The organism is Streptomyces sp. NPDC050610, from assembly GCF_040654875.1.
Classification (GTDB): Bacteria; Actinomycetota; Actinomycetes; order Streptomycetales; family Streptomycetaceae; genus Streptomyces.
Window position 1 is genome coordinate 39,865 of sequence record NZ_JBFAIV010000015.1, and the last position, 14,733, is coordinate 54,597.

General features: G+C 69.2%; 14 protein-coding genes. All 14 read right to left on the reverse strand.

Features of this window, described 5'->3' with window-relative positions:
* Positions 1 to 10 precede the first annotated feature (10 nt).
* A complete protein-coding gene (locus AB0I22_RS19695; protein WP_363132089.1) occupies positions 11 to 475 on the reverse strand; it encodes a hypothetical protein in 465 nt (154 codons plus the stop codon).
* A complete protein-coding gene (locus AB0I22_RS19700; protein ID WP_363132090.1) occupies positions 472 to 1,914 on the reverse strand; it encodes a TraM recognition domain-containing protein in 1,443 nt (480 codons plus the stop codon). The genes AB0I22_RS19695 and AB0I22_RS19700 overlap by 4 nt, the downstream gene beginning before the upstream one ends.
* A gap of 48 nt (positions 1,915 to 1,962) precedes the next feature.
* A complete protein-coding gene (locus AB0I22_RS19705; RefSeq protein ID WP_363132091.1) occupies positions 1,963 to 2,229 on the reverse strand; it encodes a hypothetical protein in 267 nt (88 codons plus the stop codon).
* A complete protein-coding gene (locus tag AB0I22_RS19710) occupies positions 2,229 to 2,558 on the reverse strand; it encodes a DUF6238 family protein (protein ID WP_363132092.1) in 330 nt (109 codons plus the stop codon). Before AB0I22_RS19710 ends, AB0I22_RS19705 begins: the two co-directional genes overlap by 1 nt.
* A gap of 72 nt (positions 2,559 to 2,630) precedes the next feature.
* The gene (locus AB0I22_RS19715; RefSeq protein ID WP_363132093.1) at positions 2,631 to 4,061 is read right to left on the reverse strand and encodes an ATP/GTP-binding protein; all 1,431 of its coding nucleotides are present in this window, start codon (positions 4,059 to 4,061) and stop codon (positions 2,631 to 2,633) included.
* Positions 4,058 to 5,584, reverse strand: coding sequence for an SCO6880 family protein (locus tag AB0I22_RS19720; protein WP_363132094.1), 1,527 nt, complete (start codon positions 5,582 to 5,584; stop codon positions 4,058 to 4,060). The genes AB0I22_RS19715 and AB0I22_RS19720 overlap by 4 nt, the downstream gene beginning before the upstream one ends.
* A 3-nt stretch (positions 5,585 to 5,587) precedes the next feature.
* Positions 5,588 to 7,321 (reverse strand): hypothetical protein, encoded by a 1,734-nt coding sequence (locus AB0I22_RS19725; protein WP_363132095.1) that lies wholly within the window; start codon positions 7,319 to 7,321, stop codon positions 5,588 to 5,590.
* On the reverse strand, positions 7,302 to 8,399 hold the full coding sequence (locus AB0I22_RS19730) for a hypothetical protein (protein WP_363132096.1): 1,098 nt from the start codon (positions 8,397 to 8,399) through the stop codon (positions 7,302 to 7,304). The genes AB0I22_RS19725 and AB0I22_RS19730 overlap by 20 nt, the downstream gene beginning before the upstream one ends.
* A gap of 238 nt (positions 8,400 to 8,637) precedes the next feature.
* Positions 8,638 to 8,976, reverse strand: a complete 339-nt coding sequence (locus AB0I22_RS19735; RefSeq protein WP_363132097.1) for a hypothetical protein — start codon at positions 8,974 to 8,976, stop codon at positions 8,638 to 8,640.
* Between the two features lie 50 nt (positions 8,977 to 9,026).
* On the reverse strand, positions 9,027 to 10,007 hold the full coding sequence (locus AB0I22_RS19740; RefSeq protein ID WP_363132098.1) for a bifunctional lytic transglycosylase/C40 family peptidase: 981 nt from the start codon (positions 10,005 to 10,007) through the stop codon (positions 9,027 to 9,029).
* A 9-nt stretch (positions 10,008 to 10,016) separates the two neighbouring features.
* Positions 10,017 to 10,610: a hypothetical protein gene (locus AB0I22_RS19745; protein WP_363132099.1), complete on the reverse strand. Its 594-nt coding sequence runs from the start codon at positions 10,608 to 10,610 to the stop codon at positions 10,017 to 10,019.
* 98 nt (positions 10,611 to 10,708) lie between these two features.
* Positions 10,709 to 12,745 (reverse strand): SpaA isopeptide-forming pilin-related protein, encoded by a 2,037-nt coding sequence (locus tag AB0I22_RS19750; RefSeq protein ID WP_363132100.1) that lies wholly within the window; start codon positions 12,743 to 12,745, stop codon positions 10,709 to 10,711.
* A gap of 183 nt (positions 12,746 to 12,928) precedes the next feature.
* Complete coding sequence (locus tag AB0I22_RS19755) at positions 12,929 to 13,498, reverse strand: hypothetical protein (protein ID WP_363132101.1); 570 nt, start codon at positions 13,496 to 13,498, stop codon at positions 12,929 to 12,931.
* Between the two features lie 88 nt (positions 13,499 to 13,586).
* The gene (locus tag AB0I22_RS19760; protein ID WP_363132102.1) at positions 13,587 to 14,699 is read right to left on the reverse strand and encodes a DUF2637 domain-containing protein; all 1,113 of its coding nucleotides are present in this window, start codon (positions 14,697 to 14,699) and stop codon (positions 13,587 to 13,589) included.
* Positions 14,700 to 14,733: the final 34 nt, after the last annotated feature.

A 14,733-nucleotide genomic window follows, 5' to 3' on the forward strand; every position in this document is an offset into this window, starting at 1 on the left:
CTCAAACCGCTTATAGGGAAGCGGTGGACGCCCACGCATCAAGTTGGAAGCGTGCGGGGCGGTTCTCGTGGCGGCCGACGCGGCATTCGTCGCCGGCCTTGCCGAGTGCTTCGCTCATGCGGGTCTGGAAGCGGGCGTACTGCTCGTGCCAGACCACTGCGGAACCGGCGTCCTCATAGGCGTCGGCGCGCGCGAAGGCGAGGGCGGCGATTTCGTAGCCGAGGTGTTCGTGCTCTTGCCAGCACGGCGGGATGGCGTGCTGTGGTTGCCAGGTGTACGTCTGGTTCAGCCAGCGGCACACGGTGTCGAGCCACTCCAGCAGCGAAGCCCTGAGCTCCTCTGGCAGGGCTCCGATGTCCCATGGGGGCGGGCCGTACGTCTCCGCTTCTTCCGCGCTCCTTGCCGCTGCGTATTCGGCGAGGTCTGCGGGCTGGTCGGGGAAGGGCGCGAAGAGTGTGATCGAGGTGGTGGTCACGCGGCATTCGCCCCCCGTCGGGCAGCCCAGGTGGCCGTGTGGGCGGCAGCGGTGTGCCTTCGTGCCGCCTGCTGCCGGGCTCGTTCGGTTTCGTTGGCCTGGCGCAGGTCGCGGATCTTGGTTTCGATTTCGGACCAGGAGTCCCAGGTCCACATGCCGTCGAGCTGGGAGACGACAGGCGGCAGGTTGTCGGCGAGAACCAGCGCCTGACCGTCGGGGAGCCCCTTGATCTCGTCGCCGCGAAGGACCGGTTCGAGGGCCATGTGCCGTGCGGTCGACTCACCGCGGCCGTCGCCGCGGGTGGTGGTCCTTGTCGTACGGACACGTTCGACCTGCCCGCTGAGGTCGGACATGTCCTTGAGGAATACCGGGTCTTTCGCCCCGCCGAAGACCACCACGTGGTTAGTGAAGGAGGCCAGCTCGTTCGCCGTGTCCGCACCGAACCGGGCGACGGCGGAGGCCCACGCCTGGAGCCCGTAGATCACGGTGATACCGCGCCCGCGCCCATCGGCGACACGCTGCCGCAAGGAGGGGATGGGAGCGATGTTCGGAGCTTCGTCGAGCGCGGCGAGGAGTGGCGGGTCGAGCCGTCCGGCGGAGGAGGTGAGCGCGTGGGCCTCCGCGATGTCCAACAGGTCTTCTGTCACCGCGGTGGTCAGCGGCGCGACCGAGTTCACCTCCGAGTCCTTGCCCAGCAGGTAGATGGTGCCGCCCGCGTCGAGGACCGCGCGGAAGTCCGTAGGCTCCTCGCCGTCTCCCTGAAGGGCGTCGATCACGGTCTGGTGCATGAGGGGCTCAAGGGCCGCGTCGAGAGTCACGGCGGTGTTGCCGACGGTCCGCGAATCGCCGGTGGTCGACGTTCGGAGCATGTCCGCCCAGCCCGGCCCGGCACCGGGGTGGGCGCTCAAGATGCCCAGCGGAGCAGGATCGGACAGCTTCCGCGCCCACTTCAGCAGGTGGTCGATCCTGGCTCCGTCGAGGGCTGCGGCGTGTAGGAGGGCCGCGAAGACCTTGGCCGCCTGTCCTTTGTAGAAGGCGCTGCCCTCGGAACTTTGGACAGCGGCTCCGGGGGTGCGGGAGCCGGCGACGAATGCCTTGGCCCGCATCATCGCGACCTCCGTGTCTGCCGCGCCGGTGATCGGTGACCAGCGCACCCTGGGCAGGGAGGGGGCGATGTTCTGGGGATCGAAGACCAGGACCGGACGGCCGCCCTGCCGTCGGGCATCCAAGGTCAGCTCCACGAGGTCCGGCTTTGACGAAGTGGCCAGGACCGGGCCGACCCATTTGCGGATGGCCGGCGCGAAGAAGCGCAGGGTCTTCCCCGAGCCCATGGGGCCGATCACCCGGCACGCCTTGTCGGCCCGGGACCACAGTTCAACGCCTTTGGGTCGGAGGGACGTCCCCAGGCGGTATCCGAAGTCGTCAGGTGCGTGGCGCATGGAGGTGCTCCGGGAGGTTCGAGGAGTGGGTGGTTGAGGAGGGCCCGGTCAGCGCGGCGCGGAGTGCGTGCGCTTGTGGAGGTTCACCGGCTCACTGCGGGCCGGGGGATGATCTCTGTTGTGCAGGGACGGCCGGATCTCGGTGGCCTTCAGAGCTGCCTTCGCCGAGAGCTGGCGTTTGAGCTGTGCCTTCGAGGCGAACCCCTCATCGCGCTCATTGCGCGCGGAAGCGATTCGCACGGCCATGAAGACCAGCGCACAGACGCCGACGACGGCGAACAGGGCGAGCGAGAGGCTGCGCGGAAGAAGGTCCATCACGCTGCCTTTCGTGTGGCGCGGGCGGCGAGGTAGCGCATCCTTCGAGCACACAGCCGTGCCACCGGAGCGGAGGGACCGGCCGCTCGCGGCGGGGCGCGGTGGAAGGCGGCGTGCAGTTCCTCGGCCCCGCGCCACAGGTGGCCCACCGCCGCTCGCGCACGGCCGCCCGCGGCGTGAGCGTCTTCGTGGTCGAGCTGGTCAGCGAGTTGGGCGGCGCGCCGCGCCGCGTCCAGAAACTCGGAGTGCAGGGCATCGATCTCATCCCGCAGGGCTCGCCCGGGGGAAGGGCGCGAGGAGGAACTGCGGTGGAGAGTGAGGACGGCCACGGGGAAACTCCAGATTCGTACGGTGGATCAGGGGGCGGCGGGTACAGCGGGTCAGACCAGGGGTGCCGGGCGTCATGCCTCGTTGGGTCCGGTGCTGGCCAGGTCGGTCATGGAGCCGGAGGAGAAGCACAGGTGCTGTTCGGCCTCGGTGAGGAGGTGCTGCACGCCGGGGTAGATGACCTCGCCGACTTTCCAGAGGGCCACTCCGCGGCGCAGGCGCATGATGTGTTCGGCTGTCCAGGCCGGGAAGCCCAGCCGTGCGGCGGTGTCCTCGGCTTCGGACTTCTTCATCGAGTACACGACGACGGTGTCCGCCATCTTCAGAGCCGCTTGGGTCTCCGGGCTGTCGTCGATGTCACTGAGGTGGTGCACGATGAAAATGCAGGCAAGCCCATAGCCGCGTGCGAACTTGAGGAACTTCTCCAGCAGGGCGGCGAGTTGCGGGGTGCCGAGGATGTGCCAGGCTTCCTCGCACACGAGGATGCGCTTGCGCTGGGTGTAGCGGCGGCAGCCCGACGCCTGGTTCGGGCCGAGTTCCCAGGCGCCGGAATTCGCATCCACGATCTTGCGCTCATGCTGGCCCGGCTCGGTGCCGCACTCGCACATCGGACGCAGCCAGACCTCCTCCAGGAACACGGAGATCACCGCGACGAGGATGGTCATGGCGACGCCGCCGGAGGGGACCTTGGTCAGGTCGAAGACGACCATGTCGGCGTCGAGATCGACACCGAGGCTGGTCGGCCCGTCGAGCATGCCGATCAGATCGCCGGATGCGTCCTGATCGCTCCCGCACAGCCGGTCCAGCACGTACGAGGCTTCGAGGCCGTCTCCCAGGAGTTCGTCACGGGTGCGCTGCTTAGCGCGGGCGTCCGACTCCTCGGGCGCTCGCAGTGCTTCCGCGACGTCCGCCAGAACCGGGGCGCGGCCCTCTTCGGCGGCGCGCTGGTGGGCCAGGCGGATCGCGAGCCGCAGGGCGGAGCCCGCGAACTCATCCAGGGGCTTGCCCAGGCCGAGTTCCACGATCGTGCGGACCAGTTCAATCTGGCGCTTGCCGGCGATGGCAGGGTCCATCGGGTTGATGCAGGACGCCCCCTTACCGCCGCCGGGGGTGAACTTCACCGGGGCCTTACCGGTGAGGGAGCGGCCCAGGGCCGCCCATTCGCCTTCCTCGCGCTCCTTCTGCTCCTTCGTGTCGAGGACGACGACCTTCCGGCCCAGGCGGATCTGCCGGGCCGTGTAGGTCTTGGTGAGTGCGCTCTTGCCGCGGCCGGTGTCGCCCATCACGATCATGTTTCCGCCGGGCAGGCCGTCGCCGAAGGCTGAGAACGGGCAGTAGATGAACGCCTTCCCGCTGTACAGCTCACGGCCGATGACGGCTCCGGCCGTGCCCAGGGTCGGCGGCGCGATGGGCAGATACAGGGCCTGGCTGGTGGTGGTCTCGGTGTAGAGCGGGCGCCGCGCCGTCTGGTGCGCTGGTACCAGGGAGCCGAGGAAGCCGGTCACTTGATGCCTCCGGCGAACGGGAGGGTCGTCGCGAAGGCACGGGCGTGTTCGAGGTCGAGCCACTCGATGCGCAGGTGGGAGTTGCGGGCGCGGGAGGCCGTCGTCCTTTTGGTCTTCTCCAGCTCTTCGGCGCTGCGCGCGGAGATGGTGATGTAGCCGACGACGGCGGAACCGGCGGCGCCGGAGGCGGCGAGGGCCATGCCGCGTGAGCCCGTCGCGTTGGCGGCGATCACGTCGCGCGGGTCCACGTTCTTGCCGCGCTGGCGGTCGCGGAGCATCTCGGCCTGGTTGTTGGTGTCCTCCTGCAACGTTCGCTCCACGGCCTTGTCGTTCGGCTCCAGGTTCTGCGTGATGCTGATGGTCCGGATGACGTCCGGCAGGCCGATGAGGAGGGGCGCCAGGAAGTCGGGCCCTACCGGAGTGGTGGGCCAGGAGACCACGGCCGCTGTCGCGTGGAACCAGCTGTGCGTTGATCCGGCGGCGCGGGTGGCTACGTACTCGCCGTGACGGACATCCACGTTGCGCGGGAACGCGTGGCCGCGGGGGATCTCGGTGTCCCAGATGGCGTGGTCGGGGTCGTAGCTGGCGCGGATGAACGCGGTCATCCTGCCCTCATCGAGCGGGGCGATGACTGAGAGGTCCGCGTCTTCGCAGCGGGCCCACAGCTCCTCCAGGTACGCGGCCATGGCGGCGGCCACGCCTTCGTCGCCCGTCCCGCGGGCTGCTCCGTCGGCCGCCAGGTCGCGGGTGAACTTGGCGTGAGCGGTGATGTAGTAGCGGTGTTCCTCCGCGGAGGTCGACACGGCGTTCGCCAACGCGTCGTAGGAGTCCTTGAGCCACAGCGGTGCCCCCGCGGTGGCGGCAGATTCGTCGCGCTGGGCGACGAACCGCTGATGAGCGTAGGGGTCGCTCTTCATCTGCCGCGCAAGTACCTGGATGCGTTTGACCGGATGCTCTTCGGCGTTGCCGAAGGCGTCGAGCAGCTCTCCCCAGCGCTCCAGGGCGACAACCTGCTCCCCGACCTCCTTGCCGCCCAGACCGGGCGAGGCGACCTCCAGCGTCGCGGTGATGCAGCCGGCCTGCGGCTGGAGGACGACGACGGCCTGCTGACCGCGGACGGTCACGGGCACCCAGGTCATCCCGGCGAGCCCCTCCGGTTCGGCGAGGGCGGCGTGCGGCGCTGTTCCGTCCCGGCGCGTACCGGCCTCGACCGCGGGGGAGACCCACACGCCACCCGTCCGGGAGAGGGCCTTGCGGTGGTAGCGCTTGATCTGCCACCAGCGGTAGACCGTGCGGCGCTGCGCGGTGCCCTTCGGCCGGTACGGCATGTACACCACCACGACGGCGAGCACGATGGGCAGGACCAGGCCGATCCCGGCCAGCGCCGGGACAGCGTTGAAGAGGAAGCCGAGCAAGATGCCGCCAGCGGCTCCGCAGCCGAGGACGACCTGTTCGCCGAGGTCTCGGCGGCCGACCAGGCCGGTCGGGCGGTGCTTTCCGAACTGATACGTACGCGTAGCCATGGATCAGGTGTCCTTGCTGGTGGGCGTCCCGCCACCGGACGGCGCCGCCGGTGGTTCAGGAGTGGACGAGGGCTGGGGGCCGGAGGCGCTGCCGGTGGCCGGGGGAGGAGCGGGCGGCCCCGGCCGTGCGGAAGACGACGGGGCCGCGGGCGCGGGCCCGGCCCCCTGCACCGGGCCGGGCCCGACAACCGGCCCCGACGCATTGGCCGGGCTGCGCGCGGCAGCCGGGGCCCCGGTACCGGCAGCGGGGCCGTCTCCTTGGGGTGACGGGGTGTCCGGTGCGGAGCCGATGACGGAGCCGGAGACGGCCCCGCCGGACCGGGCAGCGGCCGGAGGACCGGAGGCATCGACGCCCTGACCGTGTTCGGTGCCACTGTGCGCGGCATCGGCCCCTTGCGAGCCAGGGGCGTCCGTGGCCTTGTTCTTCGCCATGTCGGCACCGGACTTGGCCACGGACGCCGCAGCACCGACGGGCCCGGCAGCAGCTGCACCAGCCCCGGCCCCGGAACCGGCCGCAGCCTTGGCGCTCGCTGTACCGGCCTGGCTTTGTCCCACCGTCGGGGAGGCAGCCTGCCTGCCGGCCCCGGCACGGGCGAGGTTGCTGCCTCCTCCCGACTGGCCCCCCGCCGACGCGCCCCCGCCCACCAGCGAGTCCTGGAGGTAGCTGGACATCGACCGGTTCGCGTGTTGGGCGGGCCCGTCCACTGCGGCGGCGGGGCCGGCGGAGGCAGCCGCCTTGCGGTCGTGATGGAGCTGGGCCATCTCGTCGCCGAAGGCGGGAATCCACTTGTAGAGCGTGGCGCTCGCGAAGACAGCCAAGAGCAAAATCAGCGCGCCGACGAGGATCTTCGAGACCGCGTCGCTCAGGCTCCCGGTCGAGTCGCTGAGGACCGCGCCGCCCAGGCCCAGCAGCGCGAACAGCACAGGCTTGGACAGACCCAGGGCGAACAGGGCCCCGAACCACTTCTTGCTCTTGCCCCACAGGTCACGGTCGACCAGCCCGGCGTTGACCACCGGTCCGAGCGCGACGCCGACGTAGATCGCGGCTCCGCGGATCAGCAGCTCGATCCACATCAGCAAGGCCCCGCACATCATGATCAGGTTGACCACCATGAGCTGGCCGACGCCCTCGTTCGGGCTCGCAGCCATGATCTTGAGGATGTTGGCGAGGAAGGGTTTGAAGTTCTGCGTGGCATACGGCGCGAAGACTGCCGTGACCTCGTCAATGGCCTTCATCAACAGGGCGATTGAGCCCGGTGTCAGCGCGTTGACCACGAACTGGAGGATCAGGAAGCCGATCGCTTCCGATACGGCGGTGGTCAGGGAGACGCCGCGCACGGCACGTTTGGCGACGGCTATCAGCCACAGGGCCGCGGTGAACAGCGTGCTGGCCGCGAAGACGATGGCGTACTGCTTCAGAAACGATGGAGACGTGAGGTCGAACTGTGTCGTGTTCTGGATCAGATCCAGCATCTTGCGCAGAAACCAGAGATTCGCCTCGGTCAGCTTCTGGAGCAGGAACCCCAAGGGGTCGGACACGAAGTCGATGGCGGCCTTGGCCTCACAGACCATCGGGATGTAGCAGAAGGGATTGGCGACAGCCGAGGGGACGAACACGAAGCCGATCACGACGTTGACCCACAAGAGGGTGTGCAGTCGGCGCCCCAGGCTCCGGCGAGGCACGGAGCGGTCGACCCACAGGAGGCCGGGGACGTCTTCACGCAAGCGCAGGCGCATCAGCCGTGCCTCCTACTTCAGCGAAGCCGCTGGCCGGAGTGGCTTGTTCGGCGGCCGGCGGGGCGGGCACCAGCGGCTCGGAAGGGGTGACAGCCGTCGTCTTCCACGTTCCGCCCGCCCAGACGAGATCGACGGTCATCCGCAGGTACCCGACCTGCGGACGCTGGGACTCGTCCGCACCACCGGCGACGCCGCCGAGCGAGGCCGTCCACAGCTCGACGCTTGCCGCCTGGTCCGAGCGCGTCAGCGTGCGGGTCGCCAGGACGGCGGTCCGGGTGACGAGCCGCCCTCCGTCGGCCGCCTTCCCGTCGTCGCCCAGCTCCCGGTTCTCCGCGACGAGTCGGGCGGTGGAGTCCGCATCGCGGGTGACGGAGGAGAGAGTGCTCGGTGCTGCGGTGGCCCGGAGCATCCGGTGCCGCCAGTCGGCATCGACGAAGAACCGCGGGTCGCCGTAGAGCATGACGGCGCTGGTCGCGGCGGCACGAACGCCCTGGTCGTCCCGAGCGTACGAGCCGGGCAGCCCACTCTCCGCGGTTGCGCCGCTGAGAACCGGGTCGGCGGCCTCTTCGGGGACGTACTGCGCGAAGTCCGCCGCGGTGTTGGTGGCCTGCCGGGTCGAGAGCGGCGCGACCATTCCCGGCGCCGTGGAGAACCCGGAAGCCTTCCAGCCCTCGGCATTCCAGATGAGGTTGACCGTAACGGACTGGAAGGAAGCCTGCGGGGGTGCGTGACCAGCCGAGCTACCCCGCACCGTGGTTATCCACAGGCGGATGGTCGCCTTGTGGGTATCGAAAGCGAGAGCATGGGCAGAGAACACCCCGGTGCGGGCGATTGCCTGCTTGGCGTCGACCTTCTGAGCATCACCTTGCAGTTGCTTGGCGGCTTGCGTGGCCGTCCGATCCGCCTCACCCATGGCGTTCTGGCGTGTGGCGTTGCTGCTCATGGATGTTGCGGCGCGGTGCCGGGCGCGCTTGTCGGTCAGGTACGCGGCGCTGCCGCGTACCGTGGCGAAGTTGGCTGCGGCGGCCTTCGCGCCCGCCTCAGTCCGGGGGTAGCCGAGCGGCACTCCGTCGACCACGCGTGTGTGCGATCCGCTCTCTGCGGGACCGTGGGGTGCAGAGGGGACTGAGGTAGGCGCCGGAGCGGAGGGCCCGCCCGTGGTGACGCTGACGACGACTCCAGCTGCTGTGACCAAGGCGATGACGCCTGCGGCGATGCCCCAGAGCCTCATCCGGGGGGAGGACTTGGGCCGGTTTCCGGGGGAGCTGCCGGAATCGGTGCTCCGCTGGCCGGGTGTGGTGCGGCGGCTCATCGGGTCACACACCCAGGCCGTAGACGATCGTGAAGAGCGTGCCGAAGCTCGCGACGAGGAAGACGATGACTCCCCCGCCGACCATCAGCCCCTTGCCCCGCGAGGAGTCCATGGTCGAGTGGCTTTCGCCGGTCCAGCCACGGCTTTTGGCAAGCCCGATGAAGAAGCAGGCCGCTCCGACGACCAGGACCATGGCGGCGAGTACGCCCAGGATCATCTTGGCGGTGCCGCCGAGCTTGCCAAACGGTCCCCAGTCGGGCTTCACGCCGGAGATGATGTCCACGCCGGCGGCGAGGGGCTGGTGCAGAGCGGGGTCGGTAGCGGCAGCGAGAACGTAGTGCATGGCATTCCTTGGGTTGCGCAGGACGCTGGACGAGTGGATGGAGAAGCGATTCAGCTGATGTGCCGCATGGCGACGATCTGAGGGGTCCAGTAGCTGAGGGGTTTGATGCGGACCTTCGCCCCGGTGTGCGGGGCCTCGATGACCTCGCCGTTGCCGATGAACATCCCGACGTGCTCCGGGTGGCTGGCCGAGCCGACCGAGAACAGCAGGTCGCCGGGCTGAAGCTGCGAGGTGCTCTTGACGGGAGTCCCCATGCGCACCTGGTCGTAGGTGACCCGCGGCAGGTTCACCCCGGCCTTGCTCCACGCCATCTTCATCAGCGAGGAGCAGTCGCAGCCGCCTTGCCCCTCGAAGGGCGACACGCAGTCGCCGCCCCACCGGTACCAAGTGCCCATAGCGGTACGCGCGGCGGCGATTGCGCGGGCGGCGCCCTTGCCCGCGGGGAGCGGGTTCGGGCCCGCGCTCGATGCCCATTTCGCGGCGAGGTCGCGGATCGACTTCACGTAGCTGCGCGTTTCCGCGTACGGCGGCACTCCGCGGTACTTGATCACCGCGCCGCCGCCCGCGTTGTACGCGGCCAGCATGTTGTCGGTGCTGTCGCCCGGCACCTTCTTGACCTCGTCGGCCAGCACGCAGTCGTAGTGCGCTTGGGCGGCGATGGCGTCTTCCGGGTCGAAGACGTCCTTCTTGCCGTCCCCGTTGCCGTCCCGCCCGTACTGCGCCCAGGTCCCGGGCATGAACTGGGCGATCCCCAGCGCGCCCACCGGCGACCTCGCCTTGGGGTTGAAACCGGACTCGGTGTACAGCTGGGCGGCTAGGAGCGACTCGGTGACCTGCGGGCACTCGCCAGCATGCTTGTGGATGATGGGGCGCACCCACGCGGGGACGGGAGACTCCGCTGTCAGCCCCGCACCGGGCCCGGTCTCCTTCGCGGAAGCATGGTCCGCGCTCTGGAACATCATCAGCAGTCCCATGCCGGCCAGGCCGAGGCCCAGGAGCAGGGCGAGGCAGGATCGTACGAGCTTCTTCATCGCGGCCCCTCACGCCCAGGGCAGCGCGGCGACGTGCCAGCCGTCGGAGGTGTGCTCCAGCCGGAGGGCGAGCTGCTCGTCGCTCCGCCGCGCCGGGCCGCTCGCTGGGGTCGTGGTGAGGGTGTAGGCGACGCGCACCAGAGCGGCGTCGGGGGCCGGAGCCGGAGCGCCGTCCGGGACCCGCACGGACACGATCCTGGCGGTGACCTTCGCTCGCTCCTCGCGCAGTGTCGCCCATGGAGCGTCCTGTCCTGGACGCTTCTGCGACAGGACACCGATCAGCTCGCCGGAGGCGTACGCGGCTGCGCGCCCTCCCGCGTCGGCGAAGGAGCGGTCGTGCCCGTCCCGAGCGTCGTGCTGCACGAAGGCCGCAGTGAAGGACCGCGCCACCTTCACCAGGTCCTCGGGAAGGCCGTTGCGGGCCGCGGGAGCCGACGGCTTGGCGGTCGGCGTCGACGTGCCGATGCCCGCGGAGACGGAGGAGGGCTGGGTGGCGTGCGAAGCGGTCCCGCTGTCGGAGGAACTGGAACACGCGGACGTCGCGAGTGAAAACGTAGCGAAAAGAACCGTAGATATGCGGATCAACCGGGCGTCGTGAGGCATGCGGGAACCAGAACCTTGGTGCAGGTGATCAGGAGAGGAAGGAGCCACGACCGCGGGCAGAGCGGCCATGGCCCCTTGGGCAGGAGACCGCGGAAGCTCTACTCCTGCGGGCTGTTACCGGCCGTGGACGATGCCTGTCGACGGCGACGGGTCATCCACATCGTTCCGGCCCCAGCGGCCAGCAGAGCGGCTGCACCGCCGAGAGCCCAGGGCGCCATCTCCGCCCCGGTCTTGGCCAGGGAGCCCGAGGCAGGTGTCTCCGGCGGCGTGCCGCTTCCCTTCGCCGGCGGCGAAGGGGGCGAGCCCGGCTTGGACGGGGGCGCCGTCGGCGGGGTGGTCGGAGGAGGGGTCTTGCTGTCCTGAGCCCGCACGGTCACCTCCGCGTCCGCCCGAGCGGTGAAACTGATCGGCTTGGCGAGCTTGTCGTAGCCCTCCGGTGCCTTGGTCTCGGTGAGGAGGTACTCGATCCCCGCTTCGACCGTGGCGTCCAGCTTGATCGGCTGGGACTTGCCGTCACCCCCGGTCGTGCCCGAAGCGACCTTCGTGCCAGGAACCTTGGCACCGGACGCATCGACCTTGACCGTCGAGACGTCGAAGCCCATGCCCCCAAGGACCTTGCCACTCGTCTTGTCGGTCTTCAGCACGCGCATGGTCGCGGGGATCGGGTCGTTGGTCAGCGTCAGGTTGACCACGGCACCGGCCTTCGCCATGAACTGCTGCGGCGCGCTGTTCAGCTGGTAGTGCAGCGGGGCCTTGATCTCCTTCGCCCAGTACGTGTTGCCCGCCTTCACGTCCACACCGAGCTTGAGCTTCGCCAGGCCGTCCTTGCCGGTGGTCACATTCGCGATCTTCTTGCCGGGGCCGTGCTTCCCGAAGGCGTCCGTCGCGTCCGCGTCGATCTCGATCGCCGCGTTGGCCAGGGGCTTGCCGGTGGCCTTGTCCACCTTCTTCAGGACGAGTTCGGCGTCCTTGAATGGGTCGATGACCGAAACTGGTTTCGCCGAGCCGGACTGGCCGGCGACGATCAGCACATCCTGATCAGGCACCAGGCCGTGGACCTGGTCGCCCGTCGAGGTCTCGTGCAACCGGTACTTGCCTGGCGCCAGACCCTCGAAGGTCAGGACGCCGTCCTTGGAGGTCTTGCCCTCCTTGACCACCTTCCCCGCAGAGTCCAGCAGCTGGAAAGCGACGCCGACCAGGCGCGCCCCCTCGGGATCACTCTTGTGGATCTCCAGGCCACCGGTCGCGGGCTTGACCGTGACGGCCGCGGAGTCCTCCGCTGTCGTCTTGTCCCCGGCAAGCAGCATCCGCTGCGCGCGGGCATCGTGCGGGGCCAGCGTCTTCAGCTGTGATCCGGGCAGGCCGGTGGCAGTGCCCTTGACTGTGGTCGCGCCCGTTTTCGACGGCGTGAACGTCCAGCTGGCGCGGCCGTTTGAGCCGGTGGTGACGCTGCCGGTCGCCGAGTCCGCGCCAAGCCGCACCTTGACGCCGGGCACCCGTTCGCCGGACAGCTTGGACGTGACGTCCACGTCCACCGCCATGGCCGTGCCCTCGGTGGTCTCCCGCGCCTTCGGCCGGACATGCAGCTCGTACGGACCCGCGAGCCTCTTCGCTTCGGAGAGGTACCCCATGGCCAGGGACCGGGAGTTGGTAGACACCTTGGGATACGAGAGGCGGGCCTTGCCGCGCGAGCCGTTGATTCCGTAGGCCCCGCCTGCGAGCAGCTCGTATGTGGCCGCATCCACGGCCGCAGCCTGCGAATCGGATCGGGTCTGGCCGTACTTGCCGATGATGTACGAGGCGTACGCCACGTTGGCGTCGGGAACGCGCTGCCCCGTTTCCGAAGAGGTCCACTGGGAGATCGGCTTGGGCCCGAAGTATCCGCCGGCCGAGTCGGGACCACGCCGGGAAGGATCGGCGCAGTACGTCTCGTCGTCGCCCCAGACCCGCAGCCCCGGCGGGCCGTAGGCCCCGATGTGACTGGAAGCGGCGTGACCCTCGGAATCCGGAATTTGGTAGCCCGGACCGTACTTGTCCACCGCGACCGCGGTGGGTGTCCAGGCCAGGGTGCCCACCACCCCGGCGGCCACAGCGACAGCGGCCAGCCGGGATGGTGGGGGTATACGAGAGCGCATGAAGTCGTACTCCTGCTTGTGGAAGCCCTGGATGTCGGAGAGCAGACTCCGGGAACGCGAAATCTGCGCGACCAATAGAGCGCCTATGGCGTTGGTCGCGCAGAAAGCCTGGCAGGGGTACGGGAAGAACTCGAACTTGGATTAATGCAGGAAGTTCCTTCTAGGAAAGGAATTCCTGTTTTGCTATTTGTCTTGAGCGGGGGCGCTCGGGGAAAGGCGCTGAATCGCAATGCTCAGCCAGGGGGCCGCCGGCCCGGTGAGCAAAAGCGGGGCGCACACGCTGTACGACAGCATCAGCTCGTGGCGAGCGGCGGCAACGGAGATGCCGCTCAGGAGTACGTGGTCGAAGGGGAGCCAATCGGCTGGCCCCCCTGCCGGGTTGATCCGGAGGCCGTCAGAGGTGAGGACGACGCGGGCGGTGGTGTGGTCGCGCCATTGCGCTTGCGCCTCGGCCTCCGCCTGCTGACGACGCCGGGTGTCGAGTCGAGCGTTGGGAACCCACTGGCGGCCGAAGGTGGGGTGAGCCTCGAAGTACCCCGCCCCCTGCTGGTAGACGACATCGGTGGGGTAAAACCGCGCCATCCCACAGACGACGTCCGCGTATGCCGTCTCGCCCGGCTCCAGCGCCAGGCCGGGGGCCGGAACCGGGGCCAGGGCACCACCGGCCTCAAGATGCCGTGCAAGCCCGGCTGCTGCCTGCTCCGCCTCGTGGCGAGCAGCAGCGTCTACGGCATGGTCTCGGCGTCGTCGCACGGCCGTTCCTTCCTGATCACCGACTAACGCGGCTGCTGCGACGGGATGAACCGCCGCAGCAGCCGCGATGGCTTCACAAGGGATGAGATCACCAGAGGGCGCTGGACTTGCCGGCGGGAGCAGGTCTCCGTGCCTCCGCCTCCTCCTTTCTCAGCGCCGCCACGAGTTCGCCGAGCCTGTCATTGCTGATCGCCGTGTGAGCGCGGACCGGCTCCTTGATCGTGTCCCGGCTGATCCGTCCGGCCTGTCGAGCAGCTTCCCGTGCGATGGGCAACAACTCTGCTAGCCACTGGTCGACGACCTCCCGGTCCTCGGAAGCGTCCCCGCCGTCCGGGACCAGGACGGAGCCCTCGTCCGCTAGGCCGTGCGCTGCCCGCGGGACGGGAGAACTTTCCTCCGCCGGACCGTCAGAAGCTGTCGCTTCGGCCGGAGGACTCTCACCGTCCGGACGGACTGGTTCGCGTTGTCCGTCCGGGCCGTCCTCGCTGTGGTCCTGGCTGTCCGCGCCCTTCGCCCAGCCGCGGTGGAACCGGAGGAGAGGATCGTTCGCTGCTTCGTCGGCCTCGACCGCGGACGTCGTACGGGCCTCGTCCAGGCTGGTGTCCGGGCCGTCCGCTGAGCCTCCGTCTTGGCCGTCCGCTGCGGACAGGCCGGGGACGGCGACCAGCTCAGACGTGGGTGCGTTCCCTTTCCGCTCCCGCTCAAGCTGCCCTGGAGCGTCGCCTGCACGGCATTCCCGTGCGCCGTCCCGGACCGGTCCGAGGGGGCTTACAGCCCGGTCCGGGACGGACAACTCGGTCGTCCGCGCCATGATGATGTAGAGGTGCACCGAGCCCGCCAGAGCCAGCGGCGCGAGTGTCGACAGGACGCCCACGACGCCGTCACCCAGGTGCAACGGGGCCGGTCCGGACAGCGGACTGCGATTGAGCGTGATCGCGTGCAGGGAGTTGGCCCACAGACTCGAACCCGTGGCCGCCAGGAAGAGAAACCAGGCGTACAAGCGGGCACCGAAGCCACTGTGCCGAAGCAGCACCAACGCCCTCACGCCGTACGCAATGAACCCGTCGATGAAGACCGGAAACAGATAGGACAACGACCCGCGAGCGTGAATGGCAAGAGCCACCTGACGCAGCGCATCGTAAGAGAACGCGAAACCCGCCGCCCCGAGCAGGATGATCGCCGCGCGGTCCCAGCCGGACATCCCACGCAACGTGTACGCCGGCGCCGAAGGCACC

What these genes read in the sequence shown, in the direction of transcription:
- AB0I22_RS19750 (WP_363132100.1), bottom strand. Translation starts at nt 12,745, where the DNA reads ATGCGCTCTCGTATACCCCCACCATCCCGGCTGGCCGCTGTCGCTGTG.
- AB0I22_RS19705 (WP_363132091.1), bottom strand. Translation starts at nt 2,229, where the DNA reads ATGGACCTTCTTCCGCGCAGCCTCTCGCTCGCCCTGTTCGCCGTCGTC.
- AB0I22_RS19700 (WP_363132090.1), bottom strand. Translation starts at nt 1,914, where the DNA reads ATGCGCCACGCACCTGACGACTTCGGATACCGCCTGGGGACGTCCCTC.
- AB0I22_RS19760 (WP_363132102.1), bottom strand. Translation starts at nt 14,699, where the DNA reads ATGTCCGGCTGGGACCGCGCGGCGATCATCCTGCTCGGGGCGGCGGGT.
- AB0I22_RS19745 (WP_363132099.1), bottom strand. Translation starts at nt 10,610, where the DNA reads ATGCCTCACGACGCCCGGTTGATCCGCATATCTACGGTTCTTTTCGCT.
- AB0I22_RS19735 (WP_363132097.1), bottom strand. Translation starts at nt 8,976, where the DNA reads ATGCACTACGTTCTCGCTGCCGCTACCGACCCCGCTCTGCACCAGCCC.
- AB0I22_RS19740 (WP_363132098.1), bottom strand. Translation starts at nt 10,007, where the DNA reads ATGAAGAAGCTCGTACGATCCTGCCTCGCCCTGCTCCTGGGCCTCGGC.
- AB0I22_RS19725 (WP_363132095.1), bottom strand. Translation starts at nt 7,321, where the DNA reads ATGCGCCTGCGCTTGCGTGAAGACGTCCCCGGCCTCCTGTGGGTCGAC.
- AB0I22_RS19720 (WP_363132094.1), bottom strand. Translation starts at nt 5,584, where the DNA reads ATGGCTACGCGTACGTATCAGTTCGGAAAGCACCGCCCGACCGGCCTG.